Genomic DNA, 22,190 nt, shown 5'->3' on the forward strand with positions numbered 1-22,190 from the left:
GAATGACTCAACATCGCCCGTTTCTTGAACCTTATATAAGGGAAGAAGAGTGTCAGACGTTCTGAGTGTATACAACAGAAGACCCGCGGTCTCAGCGGCAGCCACCCAGAACAGAGGAACGCGTCAACCAGCACACGCTAGCCCGAGTCGCTCCAGCAAGCAGCATCAGTCACCCGCTCTCATATCCCCACATCACCATATGCGTTCTCCCACCTTTCGAGCCTCACTCACACATATTACCCTCAAACAGGCGAAATATCATCAAATACGTCCATCATGAAGCCAAAGCAAGCATGGGAAATGTTCTTGTATATATTTAGCCAGTCACCCTTTTCATAAGAAAACAATCTTTTTTACCTATTTACTTGTTCTCAATAAACACATCTGCTATCATTGACAGATATAAACAGATCAATAAATACCCTCCCGGATAGGGAAGAAAGAATATCCTATGATGAGCTTACTGCATAATAAAGGCTTCGCTTCTTTCAAACTATGGCTTCAGAAAGATCTACAATCGACGCATTATAGCCTTTTTGCCCTGGCGATCCTCCTGATCGCAACTCTATTAACCGTTGTCGTCTATATTACCTATCCTTATCCGCCCCTCAATGCCGACACCCCGGGCTATCTGGAAGCGGCCAGGCAAATACAGATCTATGGCCTGAGCTTCCAATCCATTCATGCGATGCGTCTCCCGGTCTACCCGCTCTTCATTCTCCTGATCTTCGCTGTAGCTGGACAGGGGAACTTGATGGCAGTCAGCATCGTCCAGGGTGCCTTATTTGTGCTTGCCGCGCTGGAAGTCTATATCCTGCTCGCCCTCCTGCTGCGGCGCTCCTGGCTGGCTGCCCTGGTCTCGCTCTTCGTCGCGGCCAACCCGGTTCTCCTGCTCTACAGCAAACAAATCATGACCGAAGGGCCCTCGCTCTGGCTGCTCACAACCCTCATCCTCTGCTGTGTGCTCTTCTTCCAGAACATCCAGAAACCGCGCTGGTTCCTTTTCTGGGCTATGCTCGGGTTCATGATCCTGCTCATCTTTACACGCCCAGAATGGATTCTCCTGCCAATCGTGCTCAATGCCCTGCTTCTGTTCAAAACATGGCGTACTTCAATCTTTCGGCGCATTATTCCCCGTATGATTATCTCGCTGCTGGTGTTTTATGCCCTTGTGGGGGGCTACATTCTCACAAACTACTTTGTTCATGGCTATATGGGCCTATCGTGGATCGAGAACATGAACTATCTGGGCAAGGTGATGCAATATCGCATGTATCGGGAAGCCCCACCCGAATATCAATACATTACGGACCGCATTATTCAATATATAGAAGTAGAGCATCGTGGCCGCAGTCCCTATCAACTCCTCGGCTCCACCCTTCCGGAGCTGCGGGCGAATAACAACCATTTAGCCGGTGAATATGCCCGCTCGATTATCTACCGCCATCCGCTGAAATTTATCGGCTATACCATTCCCTATGTGCCCATTTCATTGACCTATTTCTACGTACCACCAAGCGACCCGGCTCACCCGACGCTGCACCATATACTTCTCTCTTTGACCGCTATCCACAAAGAAATCTACCACCAGAACTATCTCTTTCTCTTCTATGCTGCGTTCTGGCTGCTTCTGCTCTGCTGGAAACGCACACGTTCACACCATCTGGTTCAAGGGATGAGTTTTATCAGCGTCATTGTCTTGTATGCGCTGGTGATTACGACAGCAGGAGGCTACTTTGAAACCGACTATATGCGGGTTCACATCGTCTTTGACCAGCTTATCTATGTGGTCACCTGGGGAACGCCAGCCGCGCTGTTGCTCTTCCTCGCGCAGTATCTCCGCAGAAAGCGACGGATAGCCGCTGTTTCGCAATAACCTGTTCAGAAGACGAAGAAAGTGGTACACTGGAGAAAACATATAAGGAACATCCATCATGCAGACAAATACGCACAACCTACAATCCATCTACAGAGGATGGGATCTGCAACAGCGCCGCATGCTTCGGCTGCTCAAGTCCCTTTCGGATGATCAGCTCCACCTGCGGCCCGCCACAAACCTGCGCTCTGTCGGCGAACTCCTGGCCCATATCATTGCAGTCCGCGCTCGCTGGTTCCACTTCATCTTTCATGAGGGTGGAGAAGCATTTGTCGAGCTAGGAAACTGGGACCGTCCCGATGCCCCCGAGCGAGACATCACCGACCTGACAACAGGGCTGGAAACGACCTGGCACACGATCTGGGATGCTCTGGGACGCTGGACAATCGCTGATCTGGATGAGACCTTTGAAGATGAAGAAGACGGCGAGCACGTGACCTATACCCGTCAGTGGGTGCTCTGGCACCTGCTTGAGCACGATATCCACCACGGCGGAGAACTCTCGTATACGCTCGGTATCTACGGAATGGACGGCCTCAATTTCGACACTATGGATGTTCAATGAGCAATGTACCTGAAGGGGATGGCCTCCGCCTTCCTCTCAGGCTTCGCTCTATCCAATGTATCTCTTTGAGAAAGAAAATCTATGTATTCGATGCGCTCGGCATTTCCCGCGCCCTCTAATCCGATCTGGCTTCCCGTGCTGCTTCTCTTTCTCGGACGTCTATTCTTTCCTGTGACAACAGCACCGCTCGGGATTCGGCTGCCTCTCCTGCTTGCGCTCATCACCCTGACCGGCATCTCCACGGCCTTTCTGGCTCGGCGCTCCCGGCTGGAGCCGCGCCCACAAGAGCGCTTTGTGATGATGTCGCTTCTGGGAGCACTGGCAATCCCGCTTCCCCTGGCCCTTGTGGAAAGCAAGCTGCCGGTAAGGGATCTCTCTTTTCTGTCCGCCATGCTTTTCCCGCAGGGCGCATACCCGCTCTACCTGAACATCGCGATCATCTTCACGCTGATCGTCATCGCTGGCAGCTCAATCGTGAGCGTACTCTACCTCTTCACACGCCTGCGTTCCCTGTCACTCCCTCCGCTGATGACCAATCTGGCAGCCCTGGCCCTCTCATGGCTTGCCTCTATGCTGCATATGCCCTTGCTCGTTCAGCAGCTCTTCCTGCTGTGCTACGCGTTTTCACTTCCTATGCTGCTAGCGTCTCTTTTCATCACGCCCTACTTGCTCGCAAAACGGCTCTCTGCCGCACCGCGCCTCGCCTTCCACATCGCCATGCTGACCTGCATCTGCCTCTACTTCTTGAGTCAGATCCTTCTCTATTTCATTGCAGCATGAGAGAATGTAGCATCTCTCATGCCACAGATGCATCATCGACTGGGCGCAGTCTCAGCGCCTTGTTTTGAACTCAGGTGTTGCCACAGCTTCAGAGCAGCCTGTTCTCCATCTCGCACGCAGGCAGGCACTCCGGCCCCATGATAGGCAGCGCCAGCCAGCAACACACCCGGGGTCTCATTGAGCAGCCGCTCTATCCGCACCACTCTCGCACGATGCCCCGCATCATACTGCGGAAAGGCCCGTTCCCAGCGTGACACCCGCACCTCAACCGGCCACTCTCTCACGCCCATCGACGCCTCAAGCTCCCGCTGAAGCCGCGCCACAAGCGCCTTATCCGAGATGTGCCATCCTCGCTCATCCAGATAGCGACCAACCGAACAGCGCACAATCACCAGATCGGTCGCTCTCCTCAGATGCTCCCATTTGCTCGACATCCAGGTGCAGGCCGTCATCAACCGCTTATCTACCCGCGGCACCAGAAAGCCATTGCCCTGCAACGGCCCCGGGACCGCCTCTGGCCGGTAGCCAAGCGTTGCCACAATCACTGAAGCATAGGCAATCTGAGCCAGTTCAGCCGCAACCGCAGGCGTCAACGCTCGCACGACCTCTTTTGCAACCCAGGCCGGAACCGCCACAATCACGCCATCAACGATCACTTCAGATCCATCAACGCAGGAAACGCGGTAGTTCCCGTTCTCAAGCCGCGTGACAGCCTGCACCCTTGTGTTCAGCCTCACATCCAGCTCGCCCTTCATCGCGTCAAACAACCGCTCAGGCAAATAGCCGAGCCCCTGCCGAAATGACAGAAAAGCGGGCCCGCTCGCGGTCGCGGGCTGAGCCTGCTTTCTCAATTGCAGCAGGCTATAGAGCAGACTCCGCTGCTGCCTGGCCGCCTGTGCCAGTTGTGGCGCGGTCATTGCCAGACTGAGGTGACTGGCCCTCCCCGCAAAGATACCTCCGACCAGCGGTTCAACCAGACGCTCAACCATCTCCCGCCCGAACCGCGAGCCGATCACCTCCGCTACCGTTGGATCATCCGGCAACGCCTGCGCAGGCAACACCAGATCCAGCCCCGCCCTCAGCAGCCCTGGTAGCGAGAGAATACCGCTTTTCGCCACAGCAACAGCATCGGTAGGCACACCCTGCACCAGACCGGTCGGCAGCGAGCGGAGCCGCCCACGGGTCCACAGATGCGTTTTTCCGGTATCAGGGACAACAAACTCATCAGCCAGACCGAGCTTACGGCTGAGCTCCATTGCCCACGGTTGCCTTGTAATAAAGGCGTCAGGCCCCTCATCAACCGGCACACCCGCAAACGGCGTTGTCTTCACCTTGCCACCTGCCCGCTCGTCCGCTTCAAACAACGTCACGTGCAGCGGCACGTCTCCTTTTACCTGCAACAGCGTATAGGCAGCGCTCAGGCCCGCCATACCACCCCCGATCACCGCCACGCGCATCGTCATAGCGTGCCTCCCTGCTCATGCACAACCTCGGCCAGCATCTCCAGAAACGCGGGATCGTCGTTCGGCATCCGGGTTCGCCTCAGAAGCATGCCGCGCTCTTCGGCGTAGGCCTTCGCCTCAATATCCAGATCATACAACACTTCCAGATGGTCTGAGACAAAGCCAGCCGGACACACCAGCACGCCCCGTACGCCTTTCAACTCATCCAGCCGTTGCAGCAAGTCAGGCCCAAGCCATGCTTCTGAGGTCCTGCCCGCGCTCTGCCACGCCAGCGACCAGCGCTTCAGCCCGGCAACCTGCGCCACCGCCTCAGCCGTCTCTCTCAATTGCTGCTCATAGGGATCACCCATCGCCCTGACCCGCGCCGGGAGACTGTGCGCAGTAAAGAAGATCTCCACCGCTTCCGGCTCAATCCCGGCCTCGCTCGCAAGCTGTGCCCGTTGGCTCAGCACCTCATCGGCCAGGAAGCGCACATAGCCCGGGGCCAGATGCCACTGATGAATCATCGTGAACTCGAATGGCGCCGCCGCCCTGACTCGCTCCTCATATTCTCCGATACTCAAAGCAGAATAGTGAGGCGCAAGCACCAGCCCGATCACCTGCTGCACGCCACTTGCGGCCAGCTCAGCGACCCCATCTTCAAGAAAGGGGGGCGCGTGCTTCATTCCGAGGGCAACGCGATAGCGCCCCGGTGCCAGACGCTCTAAAGCGGCGCTCAAGCCAGCAACCTGCGCCTGTGTCCGTTCAAAAAGGGGGGAGATTCCTCCAATCGCGGCATAGCGGCGCTGGAGATCAGCCAGCAATTCAGGGGTTGGGGGCCGACCATGCCGAATATGGGTATAATACGCTTCAATATGTTCCGGGCTGCTTGCCGTGCCATAGGCCATCACAAGCACACCTATTTGTTTTCTCTGTTTCATAGACTCGACTCTCTCAATTCGGATACTTCCTTACTTCAATTCTAACGAACCTGAGCGAATTGAGCAAACCACCCTGACCCGGAGCACAAAGAAAAAGGCCGACACTGAACATCCATTCAGCATCGGCCACCGTTGCAAGTTGAGGCGGGAAAGGAATAAAACCTGAACGTCACTTCCCCTTTATGCCTCAAATGGCTGGAGATACTCGCGCTGTGCACTCCACATCTCGTCAAACAGGGCGCTGATCTCTGCCGGAGAGCAGACCGCCGCCGTCAACGGATCAAGCATCAACGCGTAACGAGCCGCCTCTTTGTTTCGGTTCAGCAGTGCATCGGCCATCAGCGTGTGCACGGCCATATGGCTGCGGTTTAACGCGGCAAGCTGCTCGGGGAGCGGCCCGAAATGACAGGGCTGGATACCATTGCGATCGATCAGACAGGCCACTTCAACACAGCCATCCGGGAGATTGTCAATCAATCCGTGATTGCGCACATTGCCATAGATCACGGTTGGCTTGTTCTTCACCACGCCTTCAATAATGGCAGATGCGTATTCATGGCTGCGCTTGAACGGAATCTCTTTCTTGCCCTCAAGCATCTCGCGGATCGATTCCTCATTCTGCTTGCGCCAGGTTGGCCAGTTATTCGCATAGAAACCGGTTTCACCCAGATACCCCTTACGGCAATAGCGCTCGATCAGTTCGGGGCGCTTGCGGAAGTACGGCACATACTCGGAGAAGTGCCCGCTACTCTCGGTCACAAACGCTCCAAAATACAGCATCATCTCAAAGCGCACCGGATCCTTCTCGTAGACTTCGGGAACCTTCGCCCGCTCACGCAGTCGGGGATACATATCTTCACCCTGATAGGACAGCTCCGTAAACCAGGCGTTATGGTTCAGACCGGCACACTTGAACTTCATCTCCTCGTACGGGATTTCCAGGTAGTCGGCAAGCTGCTTTGACGTCCCCTGCACGCTATGGCAGAGTCCAACCGTTTGCATCGTGGTTCCCGTCAGTGCAACCAGCGTCAGAATCGACATCGGGTTCGTATAGTTGAGCACCAGCGCATTGGGGCAAAGTTCTTCCGCGTCATGCAGGATATCAAGCCATGCCGGACCGGTCCGCAGCGCCTTGAAGATACCTCCCGGGCCGATGGTATCGCCGATACACTGATTGATGCCATATTTCATCGGGATATCAAAATCATGTCGCACATTTGCCATTCCGGCGACTTCGATGGCATTCACGATAAAATCGCTTCCGCCCATCACCGCGCGCCGATTCGTCGAGGCAGTCACGGTCCAGTTCTTCCCGCTCAAGGCAACCAGCTTGTCCGCGATCTGATGAGCCAGTTCCAGACGCTCGGCATCAATATCTACCAGCGCAAATGTGCCTTCATCCAACCCCTCAAGACACAAAATATCAGTCATAATCTGCCGGGCAAACACGGTACTCCCGGCACCCATAATGGTCACTTTCGGCATGGACTTTGAACCTCCTGTTCAATTGATGACCAGTTGAAATGTCATCAGGTAAGCTCCCCACTGAGCTCCTGGTTATACCTGTGGGCGCACCGGTGCGGTGGAAGCGCGAACCACAAGTTGCGTCGGCACAATCAACGGCGCCACGTGCTCCTTGCCCTCAATCAGCGCCACCAGCCGTTGCACAGCCTCTTTTCCCATTCTGGCGCGATCCTGACGCACCGTGGTCAGCGGCGGCGTCATATACTGGCTGAGCACCACATCATCAAAGCCTGTCAGCGAAACATCGTCCGGCACGCGCAGACCACGCTCATGCAGCGCCCGCAAAGCGCCGAGCGCCATCAGATCGCTTCCCGCGACAAGCGCCGTCCAGTCTCTTCGCTGCTCTAGCAGATGACAAACCGCCTGATACGCCTCCTCAACGTTCCAGCCAGACGAGAAAATCAGACCGGGATCAACCGCAATGCCCGCCCGGGCCATCGCCTGCTGACCGCCGAGCAGCCGTTCCATCGCTACCATATTCCCGGCTGGACCGGGCAGAAATGCAATTCGCCGATGTCCGAGAGAAAGAAGATGCTCCGTCACCTGTCTCGCTCCATCCAGGTGATCCGAACGCACATACACGGCAGAGCTTCCCAGGCCCATCGTATCCAGAAACACGGTCGGGATTCCGGCCTGTAACAGCGCATGAACCCGCGGGTCCTCAACCCCTACAGCCAGCATGACTGCCCCGGCAACCCGCCTTGTACGCAGGCTCCGAATATAATTCTCTGGATACGTTCCTTTTGGCCGTGAAGGAAGCAGCAAATCATAGCCCTGGGCCATCGCCTCTTGCTCAATATATCTCAGCATGTCGATGTAGAAGTAATGGGCCGTCAACCCGAGCTGTGTCAGTGAGAGCCCGTTCGACTCATCAAAGAGCCCGAGCGCGAGCGTACGGGACCGCTGCCGCACCAGACTTTGTGCCACAATATCAGGCTCATAGCCAAGCGCCTCAATAGCCTCATACACACGCCGTCTGGCCTCCTCGCTGATCCGTGGTGAGCCATTGAGCACCCGCGAAACGGTCGCACGCGAGACCCCGGCCAGCCGCGCTACTTCTTCACTTGTCGCCATGACACGCCTTCCTCCCTCGAACCATGTACACGTGTACACACGCTATACCGGTAGTATGGCATCTCTACGCGCGAATGTCAAGGTTTCTCTCAAGCAAAAACCCTGCCCGTTCGTCCCTCGTCCATCTTCCTGACTCCGCTATCTCGGTACCTATCTCACCGGCTATAGTAGAGCCTCAGAAGCCGATCCATCCCCACCCGAAGCAGTTCGGCATAGCACTGCTGAGCCCTCATCTCCCCTCTTTGTGTACACGTGTACATAGCCGTAAAAAAAGATCTCCCGAAAGCGCTTTCGGGAGACCTCGGGGGAACTTCCAGGTAGCTGTCTGGGTGACCCTATTTTGTGCCCATCTTCCAGATCGAGCTAAAGAAGCTATAGAGCGCATCGCCAGCGATACAGCCAGCCGCCAGAATGCTCATCGGACCTTCTGCCTTCTTGCCATAGATCTTCAGCACAATCAAGCGAATAACCAAACCCGCGATCACCGCCCAGCCAGCCAGCGGATTGTTAATCAGCAAGCCGGTTGCCAGCAAGATCCCGATCTGGCGCCTGGGCCCACCGATCAACTGAATAATAGCGCCAGGGATCGCCCAGAGCATCAGATAGAGCGCAGTATTACCACTGGTCAGCCCCGCTTGAATCGTCGCCACATACACCTTGTCGACAGGCGGGATCAGGCCACCTTTAAAGTACGATGGGGACATCACGGCCACCATCACAACTGCCGTCACAAAGCCGACCAGCGTCGCCAGAAACTGCTGTCGTCGTCCCTCCAGCTCAAACGCCCGGCTCTCGTTCTCCCGCAGAATCCAGCCGGTTTTGAAGTCATAGCCCATATCCGCGAAGGCCGGACCAGTCGAGGCTGCGAAGGCCACCAGCACCGCCAGCGCGACGGGCGGAAAACCAAACAGCATACCAACCATCAACGAGATCAGCGCCACCGCAAACGCCGGAAACCAGCCCGCATGCATCGCCGACAGACCCACGATCAACTCATGTGCAAAGGCCACCAGCGCCGCAAAGACGATCCAGCCAAGCAGCATCGGCACCGACATCTGTGTATACAGGCCGGTTCCAATCGCCAGTACAACCGCACAAACGATGAACGCAACAAAGCCCCAACTGACCGCTTTTTCCACATCCTTTGACGTGCGTGTCAGCGGGATCCCATTCCCTTCTGTCTCCACGTCGTCTTTCTTGCGGTTCCGCACCAGGAGCCAGATCACCTGTATCAGCGCAACGATTCCGGCACCAATCATAATGCCATGCGGAATATACAGCGAATCGATGTTCATGCCGAAGAGCACTTTGTCATAGCCCTTCACAAGCAGGCCGATGCCAAACATAGCCAGCGCCCAGATATTCCCGATAAAAGCGACGCCAAAGGCCGACATTGAAACGCCAAAAAGTGACCCGACCACGCCTAGCACTGTCCCGGCGATCAGCAGCAGCCCACGCTTGCCACCCTTATCGCCCGCAATAATCGCTTCCGCCGTCGCGACGCCCGCCGGCCAGGCGTTCGACGCGGGAAAGACCCGGGTGTCAAACATCAGGAACAGGATGACTGCATCTATAACCATTGCAATCGTGACACCAATCAGTGTCGGCCAGACCAGGTCAGCACGCCCGAACAAATAGGGGATACCAATCGGCATCAAGAGCGCGTTTGCCGCCCCGAACGTTGCCCCTGATATCGATGTCTGCATCAGATTTTGCCGATGCACCGACCGGAACTTCGCAAAGAATTGCAGCGGGATACGCGAAACCAGAATCGCGATCAGCGCACCAATAATCGCGGTATTCGGCGTCACGCCAAGCGTCACAATGATTTGAATACCAATAATTGCCCCGAGCAAACCCACCACAATGTTCATAATCAGTGAGGCAGGCTCAAATAGTCTGGGATGGTGCTTTTCCTGTTGGGGAGGAACTGCCATAATACTGTCTACTCCTTTCACGCCACCCGAGCAGGTCAGATGAGGGCCGACAACAGAGATGACGTGTATACGATCTCAGGGAAATAGTCCTCTACTTACAATAATTCGGCAGCAAAGCGAGCAAGAACAGCCCGCGAGAGGATCACCGGACATGACACCTGTTCCTGAATGCGTCGCTTCATTTCAAGCGTATACCCGATACAATCCAGCACAATTGCATCAACGCCCTGTCTCCCCAGGGCGCTCCCTGCGGCGATCACATCGTCAATTGCGGCATATGGCGAGGCAGCACGCGCATTGACGTGCTTCACCACCTGCTGCCAGCGCTTCTGCTGATAGGGGACCTGCTGCTCAGAGGGCGTCAGCACACCGAGCGTCATGTCCGGGGTCGCGATCCCCCGCACAAAGCTATACAGGAGCTTCTCGGGCACCAGGAGCGGCACACGCGCTTCCAGTTCCGGAAACGTGCCAGTGCACAGCAGCAGAATCGTCGAGACCTGCGTTTCCAGCTCGCTGATCCGCTGGTGCATCAAGGGCATCACGCCTTCATGCGTAATCGTCACCGACGAGCCATCAACCAGCCGCGTCACCAACACATCCTCATCTGTCGAGCGTGGAGCCAGCGCGGCAATCTCGGCGGCGCTCAGACCATCCAGCGCCCCTTTCTCCACAATCTCGCAATCGGCATCGAGCCAGTGCCGCAGTTCAGGAACAACATCGACACGGGGAGCCTGTCCTATCGTTATCGTGCCAATTTTTCTCATGTGAGACCTCCTCACGCCTGCCTTGAGTGGGCAGGACTATGCGCCCGCGCGGTGGGGCAGAAGACAAAATACAAGCGTCCAGGGGACAACATCGGCCCGATACAATAACCTGTGTTCAAAAATATCTGATAGCGCTAGGGTGGCAATAGCTGCAATTTCCAGGCCCGGAAAAGCAGGTCCAGGCGCGTCCTCGTCTCCGGTTCCAGAATATCAACGTCGAGTATCTCGCGAACGCGCTCCAGGCGATAGTTGACTGAGTTCCGATGGACAAAGAGCTCCTCCGCTACCTTGCGCGTGTTCCCTCCATGCCGGATCACGGCTTCCAGGGTCTTACAGAGCTCCGTTCCGTTCCGCATATCGTAGTGATACAGCGGTTGCAGCAACGTCGTATACAACTGTACTAACGCCGGATGCTGCCCGATACTGAGCAGCATATCCTCAATATAGACATCCCTGTAGTGAATGATCTGACGCTCCGGCAGCACCTTCTGCCCGGCTTCAACCGCGTGCAATGCCTGCGTATAGCTGCGAGCCAGCAAGGAGAGCTGGTCGACCGGGCTTCCAATCCCGAGCACAAACCGAATCCCGGGCAATTCCTGTTTGAGATACGCGTCCATCTGTTCGGCCAGACGCTTCGCCCTCTCCTGCACATCCGCCTGCGAGGCCGCCGCGAGCACCACAAAGTTTTCACCGAGCATCGTTATCAGATGTCGCTGCCCGTTGCTTCGCCCGCCCAGGCTATCGGTCAGCGCCAGGCGAATTTGTGCCTGCAAGTCTTCCCGATACTCTTCCGGTGTGTCGGGAGCGTAGCGCGGCTGCACCACCAGCACAAACAGCGCTGCGCCTCGTGGGAAGTGCAGGCGTTGTGCCCGCACATGCAGCGCCTCCTCAGGCCGCGTAACACCAGTCAGCAGCTCAAGCAGAAACTCCTCTCTGGCATGTTCCCGCCGATAGAGCGCCGCTTCCTGAATCGTAAATTCGAGCGCCAGCACCGTTAGCGCCTGCTCAAGGCACATCTGAGCGAACAGATCGTCGGGCGCGGGCTCAGCGGAAAGCGCCAGGTAACCAGAAACCAGATTGCCGCTCCGAATGGGCCTCAGCACCGCCACCTGCTCCTCACGAAAGCCGGGCGTGGCGTTCAGCACCGTGCGATGAGTATCGAGCACCGCCACCTCGCAATGCAGCAGATTCCCGAGCATGGTCACAATCTCGGCGCTGCGTCGATGCAGGATCAGCTTCATAAACTCACTATTGACGTCTCGCGCCTTGCTCAACACCACAAACTGGCGGTTCAAGATCTTCTCCATGATCGAGTGCGTAATATCGATCGTCGTCAATTCTGCCGGGATATCGAGAATCGGGATAGCATACTCATCGCTTTTCTGCTGTGCCTCCTCGCTCACTCGATAGCCGAAACGCTGCTGTTTGACGCCGATCGCGGCCCCGCCAACTTTATGCATTTCGTCCAGCAGGGTGCTGAGTGCATAGGGATTGTCCAGAAAGGCGTAACCGGTCGTCAGCACCAGTTCGTGAGGGCGCAGCCAGCCGGTCAGGTCAGGGATCTCCATCACATCGACATAGCGAATCTCATTCTGTAGCCCATTCGCGCCGCTGATTACCTGCGCTCGCTGCAAAACGGGAAGCGCTAACAGCTCCTCAACGGTCAGCGCTGCCTGATCCATGCGCTTCGCCTCCTTCCCGGTATGAAAAGGGGGAGGGCAAGCGTGCCCTCCCGTGGATGCCAGCTACTCACTCAATGCAAGAGGTCAGGATTTGTTCCCCAATGTCTGAAGATGCACCATCGAGCCATAGAGCTGCTGGAGCCGTGCAACCTCATCCGCGTCGTAGAACTGGCACTGCCCCGCCCCGAATGCCTTCGCGACCTCAACCGCGAACTTAACCGCCAGCGCAATATCTACCTCATGGCTGGCACCGGTTGCGCACCCGGGAACAGCGGTCTCAGCAGTAATGGCAATGCCGACCACCGGCGCTTTGGTCGCCACGGCGGGCTGTAAAATACTGTTGATATGATAGACACCGTTGCCATACGGCGTGATATCCTGCATCGAGATCGCAAACGTGTGCGCGGGCCGCCCTGTACTCATTTCCAACAGGTTCACCAGATCATCACTAAATTTCAGGATATAGCCCTCTTTCACGGTAGGAGAAATAGCAATTCCACGATGGTTAAAGACGCGGTTTCCCTTCGTCGTATCGATTGACAGCACGGCGTCCATCTCGTCCGTCACTTCATGGCGATTCATCGTCAGGATGTCAACCGGAGAGTCCATAAAGGCAACGGGATGATGTGGGCGCGTCGGTGCATGCGGACAAATATGTGTGGTGATGATTACATCGCCGGGCAACACATCCCCTTTAGTCTGCATCTCAATCAGCTTGAGAGCCGAGGCCAGCGCCGCGATTGCGCCATCACCATCAGAGACCAGCCCGATACGCTCAGGACGCGCTCCAATCCCTCCGAGACGCCCGATAATGCCCAGAGTTGGCGCGTCGCCGCCACGCGATTTCCCCTTGCTGCCAGGGACCACAATCTTGATAAAGTCGGTAGAGCCCTTTTCACCCTGCACAGTGCTGACTGTCACATCCGACGCGCCATGCGCTTCGAGGAATGCTTTTACTTTCTGGCCAGAGACGGCGCTATCATCAAGAAGTTCAAATATATCGATTGTCTGTTTCAGTGACATATCTTCTCCTATCTAGAAACAAGCGGGCGCTACAGGAGATCCCTTTTCCCGGGAACAAGGCACGAAAGCGACGTGAATACGTTCTTTTGCTCCTCTAAATTTTGTATAGAATACAGTGATTTGCGTATGAGTTCTATGGCAACAGAAACAAACCTCCGCAACCACGTTTGTGCAGCCGCACAAATTCGCCCACCCAGATGCCCTTCAGGCATGCTATCCCTGTAGAACCTCTCAAAACCTCAACGGAGCAGACCACCAGACCCAACCCTCTAGTAATATACCGCGATTCGCCAAACGTGGCTACAGGAAACGGCATAACGCAGCCCTACATCCCGGAGGACCACGCTCCCGTGTACAGATTACAGGGGGATACGTAATTCTCCCCAAAAGGAGACATGACGCAATGAAGCGATTTCAGCATATACTGTATAAAAATGGCCTCTCGCTGGCGATGTTTGGCTTCTTTCTCGTCTTCCTGATCGGGCAGAGTATCGCAGGCTACCAGAACTTCCTTGAAGAACAGGAAAGCCACCGTCAGCCCCCGATCAGCTACATCAGCTACCTCTCCAGCGGCGACTTTATTGAGGCTGTCTTTGAGAACTGGGAAAGCGAATTTCTGCAACTTGGCTTCTACGTGATCCTGACCGCTTTCCTGTATCAAAGAGGATCATCAGAATCAAAGGATCCCGATCAAGCAAACAAACAACCCGAGCCACCCGGACCTGATGCGCCCCGACCCGTGCAGCGTGGCGGCATCGCCCTTTTCTTCTATCAGAACTCGCTCTCAATAGCCTTGCTTGGCCTCTTTGTCCTCTCCTTTGTGCTGCACCTGCTTGGCGGCTCAAAGGCCTACTGCCAGGACCAGATGAACCACGGAGAGACCTGCATCCCGTTGCTCTCCTACTTCCTGACGCCGCGCTTCTGGTTCGAGTCCTTACAAAACTGGCAAAGCGAGTTTCTGGCGATGGGCGTCTTCATCATCCTCTCAATCTTTCTGCGTCAGAAGGGCTCACCTGAATCCAAGCCTGTCGCCAGCCCCAACGATGCGACCGGTGACTGACCCGCTTTTTGACTTGTCGTCAAGAAAGAGGATGCAAAAAGGAGGAAACTGCTATGCACAAAGACGATGCCCGGCTACAGCAGCTTCTTCAACGGAGCGAGCTGGCCGACTTTGCCACCGGAATCAGATCGCTGCTCTGGAACACAATCCGCCTCACGTCCCGACGCGTCGCAGATGAGGCGGAACTACCGCTCGGAGCCTCAAAAATCGGAGGGAATCCAGATCTCCCATCAGACACACCCTGGCCTACCTGGAATGGGCATCCACTCCCGTTTCTGGCCCAGATTCGCCTTGCAGACCTCGCCCCCTGCGATCCCACTCACGAACTGCCACATCACGGCATGCTGGCTTTCTTCTATGATCCCTCTCACAACGAATATCCCATCCCTCCTGAGCGCTTTCGCGTGCTCTCCTATCCCTCGTCCGCCGGGCTGTACCGCGCCACTCCTACCGAAGAACCGTCACTTTGCTTTCCCCCATGTGCGCTCACCTATACCAGCAGCGTGACACTGCCCCCACCCGAATCGTCGGAGCTGGCATGTATTGGCCTGCCAATGGAAGCCTTCTTCTATCCCGAGCAGCCCGAAAAGCTTCAGCAGGCTGCAGGTGCCTATGAGGAGCTCATCACATACCTTGATCACGAGGAGCATGAAGCACCGCGACACCAGCTTCTCGGTCATCCCTATCAAATACAGGGCGATCTCCTGCAAGAGTGTGTCCGCGACACCGACTATCAGGGCCCGCCTACAGACTGGCGGCTCCTCTTCCAGCTCGACACCGACGCTACCGCAGAAATGATGTGGGGAGATTGTGGCGCCATATATTTCTACATTCTCAAGCGCGATCTGGCCGCCCGAGACTTCTCGCGTGTGCACCTGATCCTGCAATGTTGCTGACCGCTCAAGGCACAGCGAAGGCGCTTCTGCTGTGCCTCGCACCTGTACCTTTCCACCCTCGCGCCTCCTTTTTGCGTACCGGTCAGGAATGGCGTGGCCGTTTTCATGAGCGCGCTGTAGACCACACACAAGTCAGACCAAAAAGAAAGCGCGCAAGATGCACATATACGCATCTCACACGCTTCCAAGCATTTCGACCTACTGATAAATGAAGTACACTCCCGGGCCAGCCGTGAAGTCAACATAGGTGACTTTGTTCCAGTTGCCAGCGCCCCAGTTCATATTACTGGTGTGCGCCACATTCCCGGAAACGCTCTCTACGTACGCCACGTGCCCATAGGTCGGATCAGCGCCCTGAGCACCCTGCATCAGCACAATAATCGAGCCCGGTACAGGCGTCTGAGAGACCTTCCATCCCGCCTGCTGTGCGCCACTCACCCACTGGTATGCATCGCCCAGCCAGGGGATCCAGACGCCATAGACGTCATGATAGCGTTGGGCGGCCCACCATGTACAATAACCCGGCGTGAAATGGTTCCCCGACGAATCGCCCATCGGAGGAGGCGAGCCGGTATTCCCACCATTGTTCCCGGTATCAGTCCCGGTTCCCGGACCGGTACCGGTATTGCCGCCCGTATCGGGCATCGTCGGTTCAGTTGGTACTATTTCCGGCTCGGTCGTCGCAATCTGCGCGATCGCCGTCACCGTAGCGGCCTGCTCTGGCAGCAGCACATAGCTATCGCCGCGTTTCGTCGTAAACGTTTGTGGCGTGCTATTTGTCAGCGCACGCGGGCTATTCTTCGCGTCCGTAGCAGTCGTGCGCACGGCAACCAGGGCGCCAACAATAATCAACAGCAGAACAGAAACAACTGCAATATGAACAATATAGCGGTTCCTGCGTGGAGGCGGAAGCGCACCACCGCTTTTCTTGCCGGTCCCTTTAATCACAACCGGCTTGCGGCGCTCAGGTTCCGCTTCTGGCAAAGGCGGCGCAGCCAGGTCGGTCGAGGGGAGGTACTCCCCCTTCGCTTCAACCTGCTCTGTCGCCTCCGCGCCATGTTCCATTGCAGAATCATCTAAATGCTTTGTAAGCTTTTCCTGTGGTGCATCATTCTGATTCTTCTTTAACAGTGGCATGCAAAAATCCCTTTACAGCAATGCATATACAAATATGTCAATCACCCGAAAAACGGAAGCACTCATATTGGACTTTAAGCGACTGGAAATGCTCGGTCAAGCAGTCAAGAGAGGCAATAGGACTAAGGTGCTAGAGAGCAGCCCCGATCTTAACCGGGAATCAGGAGAATATGCGGGCTCTCGGTCAGAGAGGCTATTTGCAGAGGGGCATCAGTTTTCCCGACATCTTCTTGAGCGACAGGCGCGAGCGGTTGTCGAATGGTATATCAACCTGTACCGGGAACAGCGTCATCCTGACAGAAACAGCACCACGGACAGAACCGCTTTCTGAAGAGAAAGAGCGAGCAGAAGCCTCCCTTGCGCCATGAAAGTGCTTTCCCGCCCGACGAATTCCAGATCCGAAAAGCGGCAGCCAACGGCCCACCTGCGGAAGGGCTTCAGATTCAGATCAGCGTTGCCGATGAGAGATGGAGAAGGTCTTTTTCCCCGCTAGCCAGTACCAATGGGGGGGCCTCCAGTGCATGCTGAAACCCGAACAGATACGCATGCCAGGAGCGCTTAAAGGGCGTTCAGATAGCCTTGAGGACTGAAATATGCTATACTAGAGACAGCATATCCTTCTCATCAAATGCAACAGCCTCTTCTACGCATGAAACAGAGGAACTGTATGCATCCTTATTCACCTTATCTCAAAAGAGAGCAAAGAAAGGAGGCGATGCGCCCCCTTGTATAGCAGAGAATCGAGGGGTCCGCATCGCAGTGCTGAGGTGGCGAAAGAGCAAACCCTGGACAATCTCTGGTTGGCACAAATACTGTTTGACCTGGGGGGGGTTCAATTCGGGAATTTCACCGTGAGCGAATCCGCCGTAAGTTCCCCCGTTTTTGTGAACCCAAAGGTCCTTATCAGTCATCCAACCGCTTTACGTGTTGCCAGCAAACTGATGCAACAAGAAATCAACCTCGCCCAATCGCTACGCCGCTCCCGTGTTCAGCCATTTAATGTTGTCGCAGGGGTGCCGGTTGGGGGTCTATTGCTGGCAACCGCTTACACGCTGGAAACAAGCACACCAATGATCTACGCCCGCAGCCGTCCAGAAGGAACGGGCAAACGGGGCATTGAGGGACGCTTTACTCCCGGCGATACCGCATTGATTATCGACGATCTCGTGACTCAGGGCAGCAGCATTCTGGAAACAGCTTCCCTGCTTGAAGAGAACGGCCTGAAAGTCAAAGATGTCATCGTCCTGATCGACCGGGAACACGGAGCAGCCGAGCGCTTGCGCCGACATGGCTATAACCTGATGAGCATTCTCAAGCTCGATGTCATGCTGAACCACTACATGTCAAAAGGCTTGATCTCAGAAGAAACCTATCGCGCCTGCGCGGAATATCTCCGGAGCAAGCAAGGGCAGAACAACACATCGCCCCTGCTCTAGCAGACAAAAAAAGCGGGATGCTCCTTGAGGAGACATCCCCTTTTTCATGCCTTGCTCACTGCCGTGGCGAGGGCGGGACCTGCCGTGGCTGTATAGCTGGATGCGGCTGCGTTGCCTGCTGTGTCGGCGAAACCGGGCGCGTCTGCTGCACAGGTGGCGCCTGCTTGACGGTCGGGGTCTGCTGCGGACGCAATGCATACATCGGCTCTTCAGGCTGAGACTGCTCGCTCGCTCCACTCAGCTTGTTCAGCGTCTTCATCAGCGGCGTAACCAGCTCCATAGGCAGCGGGAAGATGATCGTTGAATTCTTCTCTACCGAGATCTCAGTTAACGTTTGCAGGTAACGCAACTGCATGGCGTTCGGCTCGGAACCGATGATACCGGCAGCCTGGGCCAACTGCGTCGAAGCCTGCAACTCACCTTCAGCGTGAATGATCTTCGCTCGCTTCTCGCGCTCTGCTTCGGCCTGTTTCGCCATCGCCCGCTGCATGGTCGAGGGCAACTCGATATCCTTGATTTCAACCGCGGTCACTTTCACGCCCCAGGCTTCGGTGCGCTCATCGATAATCGCCTGCAATTCCTGGTTAATCTTATTGCGATGCGCCAGCAGCTCATCAAGTTCAGATTGACCGAGCACATTGCGCAGGGTTGTCTGGCCGATCTGAGTCGTTGCCTGCACAAAGTTAAACACCCGCGTCACGGCCCACTCAGGATTGACAACATGGAAGTAAATGACCGCAGTCACCTTGACTGTCACGTTATCACGCGTGATGATTTCCTGGGGTGGCACATTAATCGTCACAACGCGCAGATCAACCTTAATCATGCGCGAGATGAACGGCCAGACCCAGAAGAGACCGGGACCTTTCGCTCCCTCCAGCTTACCAAGCACAAAAATGACACCGCGCTCGTATTCCTGCACAACGCGCAACCCTGAAAAGATCACAAAGAGTAGCACAATCGCCACTATCACGATCAGGGACAACGCACCTAATATATCCATGAACTAGCCTCCTATCATGAGTTCCCGGAAATGGCGTAGCTTCAATCTATCGCATTCATCATGCCGGATGATGAATTGCACCTGTTCTATCAGTCAAATTCGGTACGGCGCGGTTGCTCCTCGCGGGCCTGTTCCCCGGCCTCTCCCTCAAACTGCATCATCTGTTGTTGCAGCAGCACCGGGCGCACATGTAAACGCAATCCCTCTACCGCGACGATCTCCAGCACCGAACCCTCATTGACAGTCACTTCTGGCGTATCCAGCACTGCGGTCCAGATAACGCCGTCATGCTTCACTCGCCCCTCAGGCCGCAACGGGCCAAGCGCCACGACCTGTTCTCCTATCATACTCTCAACACCGCTGCGGACCGGTAGCTTGCGGATACGCATCGCATAGAGCGCCAGACTCAGACCGAGGCCCCCAAAAATGAGCCCCCCAAACAGCACCAGCAGCGGTTGAATGTGCGTCACACCTCCCGAGTTGAAGAGGATCAAAATACCGAACACAAACGAGATAGCCGCGCCGAGCGAGAGCAGGCCATAACTGGTGAAATTGGCCTCCGCGATCAGCAAGCCGCCAGCCAGCAGCAGGAAAAGAACGCCCCACCAGTTCACCCCGAGCGCAACGGCACCGATGATAAAGAGAATCAGCGCCAGGACACCGATTGTCCCCGGGATAAAGGTTCCCGGGTTGGCAATCTCAGCATATATTCCGAGCAGTGCCACCAGAATCAACAGGAAGAGCACCGTAGGATCCTGTATGAAAGTGTAGATCAAGTGAAGCATAAAGCACCGTCTCACTTCTTCTCTTCAAATAAGAGCGCTGCATGTACCTGGAAACTCGCGCTTTTCCTCCCTTACCGAATCAGACGCACCCACCCTTTCAGAATCAAATCAAAAAGCCAGACGTTTCCATTGCTATTTGTTATAGACAATATAACTTATTGCAATCTGACTGTCAAGGTTTTGCCAATCTGCTCCGGGAAACGCGGGCCACTCAGGGGCGAGAACGCAAAGATTTTTATTGACAGCAGCATCCCGGCTTCATATAATTTGTGATATCATATACAGGCTTTCCTTCTCTGTCTGTGAATCACAGCACAGGGAGGCATGCAGGCGCGGCACAATCAGACTGCATTCAGGGAAGCAAATAAAAGAAAATGACAGGGTTTTTGGATATCTGTATCTTTTGTCTGTTGCAGACAGACGGCTACACCTATTCAGTGACCCATCACCCCGTACTTCATGACAGCAACTATTAAACACTCACATCTCATCGGAAGTCATAATCACCCGGACATCAAGCGCATTCGCCGTCTGCGTGATCGCGCGATGCGGGAACAGACCGGACAGTATTATGTTGAGGGACTGCGTTTCGTCGCAAATGCGTTTCAAAGTCAGGCTCCGGTTGATATGCTGGTTGTTTGTCCGCAGCAACTGGACCATCCCTACGCGGAACGCATTATCCACCACTATCAGCGGGTCGGGGTGCCTGTTCTCGAAGTAACCCCCGAAATCCTGAACGGTATCTCCGCCGTAGACGATCCGCAGGGAATCGGGGCAGTGGTGCGCCAGCGTTGGGAGTCACTCACGCGTGTGACCCCCGGCAATGAGCTCTGTTGGGTCGCCTTGCAAATCGTCCGCTCTGCCGGGAATCTGGGGACCATTTTACGCACATCGGAGGCAATCGGGGGAGCCGGTGTTATCGTGCTCGACGAGGCGACAGACCCCTATGATCCGGCCTGTGTACGAGCGACGATGGGGGCAATCTTTCGGCAGCGTTTTATACGCACCTCTATCGAGAAGTTTCGCCGCTGGAAACAGCGCCACAATTACCAGCTCATCGGGACATCACCTTCTGCCACGACCGACTATCAGGACGTTCACTATCACACACCAACGATCATTCTTATGGGGGAGGAGCGCAAGGGCCTTCCGCAAAGCCTGCAAGCGCTCTGCGATACAGTCGTGCAGATCCCGATGGTTGGTGAAAGTGACTCGCTCAATCTGGCGGTTGCAACTGGCGTGATGCTGTACGAGGTCTTCAATCAAAGGCGCAAAAAAGAGACCTCGCACTGAAAAAGGAGGGCGTGGGCTTGCTCTCCTTTTTTTCTTTAGTGCAGGACGCGACTTGCGCCAGACGGCTTATGCACGCCGCGCCAGATATAATTGTGCCATATAGCCCTTCGTGATCTGCCCATGAAAGCGGGAACGAATCAAGCTCGCAATAGAACGATAGAGGCGCTTCCGAGCTGCTTCCGGCAGTGCCAGATGATCGGAATAGGTATCCAGCAGGCGAACATAGCTCTCTGCGCTGTAGGACTCCTCCCAACAATAGCGCCGCACCTCCACCCCGGTAAAGAAACCGCTGCGTTCGATCTCATCCTTGATTGGTGCGGGCACCTCTTCCGGCCAGGGAAGCCGCAGCCCGGCCTTTGCCTTCTCTGGCGTCTGCGTCATATAGATCTCATCGACAGCCTCAAAAAAGTCGTAGCTCTTCTCGCTCTGCACATGCACATGCCAGAACAGCGCCAGCGTTCCCCCGGGCTTGAGCGCATAGGCCAGCTTGCGATAGGCAAGGTCCTGCGGCAACCAGTGAAACGCCGTCGCCGCCAGCGCGAGATCATAGGCCGACCCCGCCAGAGGTGTTTCTTCAAACGCGCCCACTTCAATCGAGACGTTCGGGAAGGCCGCCAGCTTCCGCCGGGCCACCGCCGCCAGTGCCTGACCGAGCTCAATCGCGTGAATACGATAGCCGCGCCGGGCCAGGGGCAAGGTCGCCTGTCCGGTTCCGGGGCCAATCTCCAGAATGCTTGCTTGCGCTGGAAGAGCCGCAAACGCAACCATATCATCAAACAAGCGCTCAGGATACCCCGGACGAGCCTGATCATAGAGTTCGGCCTTCTGATTAAAGCTCGCTCGTAGCTGTCTCTGTTCCTCTTCCATAGCGGCACAACCCTTTCTATCGTGCTATGACACAACCCTCTCAACTCCCGACGTTCCCTGCTCGATGCCAGCGCATGTCCGCAATTCGCTCTCACAGAGCCAGCA

19 protein-coding genes are annotated in these 22,190 nt (G+C 55.8%); 7 read left to right on the forward strand and 12 right to left on the reverse strand.

Translation table 11 applies throughout. The features are described 5' to 3' along the window. The first annotated feature begins 451 nt into the window (after positions 1–451). From KTH_RS14520 to KTH_RS14530, 3 genes are all read left to right on the forward strand, one after another. Positions 452–1,876, forward strand: coding sequence for a glycosyltransferase family protein (locus tag KTH_RS14520; protein ID WP_111325939.1), 1,425 nt, complete (start codon positions 452–454; stop codon positions 1,874–1,876). Between the two features lie 58 nt (positions 1,877–1,934). Continuing rightward, positions 1,935–2,441, forward strand: coding sequence for a DinB family protein (locus KTH_RS14525; protein ID WP_111325940.1), 507 nt, complete (start codon positions 1,935–1,937; stop codon positions 2,439–2,441). Between the two features lie 81 nt (positions 2,442–2,522). Continuing rightward, the gene (locus tag KTH_RS14530) at positions 2,523–3,221 is read left to right on the forward strand and encodes a hypothetical protein (protein ID WP_111325941.1); all 699 of its coding nucleotides are present in this window, start codon (positions 2,523–2,525) and stop codon (positions 3,219–3,221) included. A 32-nt stretch (positions 3,222–3,253) separates the two neighbouring features. Here KTH_RS14530 and hemG read toward each other — a convergent pair whose 3' ends face one another. The 8 genes from hemG to KTH_RS14570 all read right to left on the reverse strand — a co-directional run bounded on the left by hemG (position 3,254) and on the right by KTH_RS14570 (position 13,608). Next, positions 3,254–4,684 (reverse strand): protoporphyrinogen oxidase, encoded by a 1,431-nt coding sequence (gene hemG / locus KTH_RS14535; protein ID WP_111325942.1) that lies wholly within the window; start codon positions 4,682–4,684, stop codon positions 3,254–3,256. Then, complete coding sequence (hemH, locus tag KTH_RS14540) at positions 4,681–5,604, reverse strand: ferrochelatase (protein WP_111325943.1); 924 nt, start codon at positions 5,602–5,604, stop codon at positions 4,681–4,683. The genes hemG and hemH overlap by 4 nt, the downstream gene beginning before the upstream one ends. Positions 5,605–5,784: 180 nt before the next feature. Continuing rightward, a complete protein-coding gene (melA, locus tag KTH_RS14545; RefSeq protein WP_111325944.1) occupies positions 5,785–7,089 on the reverse strand; it encodes an alpha-galactosidase in 1,305 nt (434 codons plus the stop codon). Positions 7,090–7,161: 72 nt separating this feature from the next. After that, complete coding sequence (locus tag KTH_RS14550) at positions 7,162–8,202, reverse strand: LacI family DNA-binding transcriptional regulator (protein ID WP_497619617.1); 1,041 nt, start codon at positions 8,200–8,202, stop codon at positions 7,162–7,164. A gap of 335 nt (positions 8,203–8,537) precedes the next feature. Then, positions 8,538–10,139: an OPT/YSL family transporter gene (locus tag KTH_RS14555; protein ID WP_497619618.1), complete on the reverse strand. Its 1,602-nt coding sequence runs from the start codon at positions 10,137–10,139 to the stop codon at positions 8,538–8,540. A 95-nt stretch (positions 10,140–10,234) separates the two neighbouring features. Then, positions 10,235–10,903, reverse strand: a complete 669-nt coding sequence (locus KTH_RS14560; protein ID WP_497619620.1) for an AroM family protein — start codon at positions 10,901–10,903, stop codon at positions 10,235–10,237. Between the two features lie 134 nt (positions 10,904–11,037). Further along, positions 11,038–12,585 (reverse strand): PucR family transcriptional regulator, encoded by a 1,548-nt coding sequence (locus tag KTH_RS14565; protein ID WP_497619621.1) that lies wholly within the window; start codon positions 12,583–12,585, stop codon positions 11,038–11,040. A gap of 84 nt (positions 12,586–12,669) precedes the next feature. Further along, positions 12,670–13,608: a DUF1177 domain-containing protein gene (locus KTH_RS14570; RefSeq protein WP_497619623.1), complete on the reverse strand. Its 939-nt coding sequence runs from the start codon at positions 13,606–13,608 to the stop codon at positions 12,670–12,672. A 403-nt stretch (positions 13,609–14,011) separates the two neighbouring features. Here KTH_RS14570 and KTH_RS14575 point away from each other — a divergent pair, with 403 nt between their 5' ends. Then, positions 14,012–14,668, forward strand: a complete 657-nt coding sequence (locus tag KTH_RS14575; protein ID WP_497619625.1) for a DUF6766 family protein — start codon at positions 14,012–14,014, stop codon at positions 14,666–14,668. Positions 14,669–14,721: 53 nt separating this feature from the next. After that, entirely contained in the window at positions 14,722–15,564 is an 843-nt protein-coding gene (locus tag KTH_RS14580; RefSeq protein ID WP_497619627.1) for a YwqG family protein, read from the forward strand. Positions 15,565–15,762: 198 nt separating this feature from the next. On the opposite strand, the gene KTH_RS14585 is transcribed toward KTH_RS14580, so the two are convergent. Then, a complete protein-coding gene (locus KTH_RS14585; protein WP_497619630.1) occupies positions 15,763–16,701 on the reverse strand; it encodes a CHAP domain-containing protein in 939 nt (312 codons plus the stop codon). Positions 16,702–17,468: 767 nt separating this feature from the next. Here KTH_RS14585 and KTH_RS14590 point away from each other — a divergent pair. Further along, positions 17,469–18,137 (forward strand): orotate phosphoribosyltransferase, encoded by a 669-nt coding sequence (locus KTH_RS14590; RefSeq protein WP_170142974.1) that lies wholly within the window; start codon positions 17,469–17,471, stop codon positions 18,135–18,137. A gap of 55 nt (positions 18,138–18,192) precedes the next feature. On the opposite strand, the gene KTH_RS14595 is transcribed toward KTH_RS14590, so the two are convergent. After that, the gene (locus KTH_RS14595) at positions 18,193–19,140 is read right to left on the reverse strand and encodes a slipin family protein (RefSeq protein ID WP_497619632.1); all 948 of its coding nucleotides are present in this window, start codon (positions 19,138–19,140) and stop codon (positions 18,193–18,195) included. A gap of 89 nt (positions 19,141–19,229) precedes the next feature. After that, positions 19,230–19,916, reverse strand: coding sequence for an NfeD family protein (locus KTH_RS14600; RefSeq protein WP_497619634.1), 687 nt, complete (start codon positions 19,914–19,916; stop codon positions 19,230–19,232). A 468-nt stretch (positions 19,917–20,384) separates the two neighbouring features. On the opposite strand from KTH_RS14600, the gene KTH_RS14605 reads away from it, so the two are divergent. Continuing rightward, positions 20,385–21,218, forward strand: coding sequence for a TrmH family RNA methyltransferase (locus tag KTH_RS14605; protein ID WP_497619636.1), 834 nt, complete (start codon positions 20,385–20,387; stop codon positions 21,216–21,218). Between the two features lie 66 nt (positions 21,219–21,284). On the opposite strand, the gene KTH_RS14610 is transcribed toward KTH_RS14605, so the two are convergent. Further along, positions 21,285–22,085: a class I SAM-dependent methyltransferase gene (locus KTH_RS14610; RefSeq protein ID WP_111325959.1), complete on the reverse strand. Its 801-nt coding sequence runs from the start codon at positions 22,083–22,085 to the stop codon at positions 21,285–21,287. Between the last annotated feature and the right edge of the window lie 105 nt (positions 22,086–22,190).

It is taken from the genome of Thermosporothrix sp. COM3 (genome assembly GCF_059696735.1).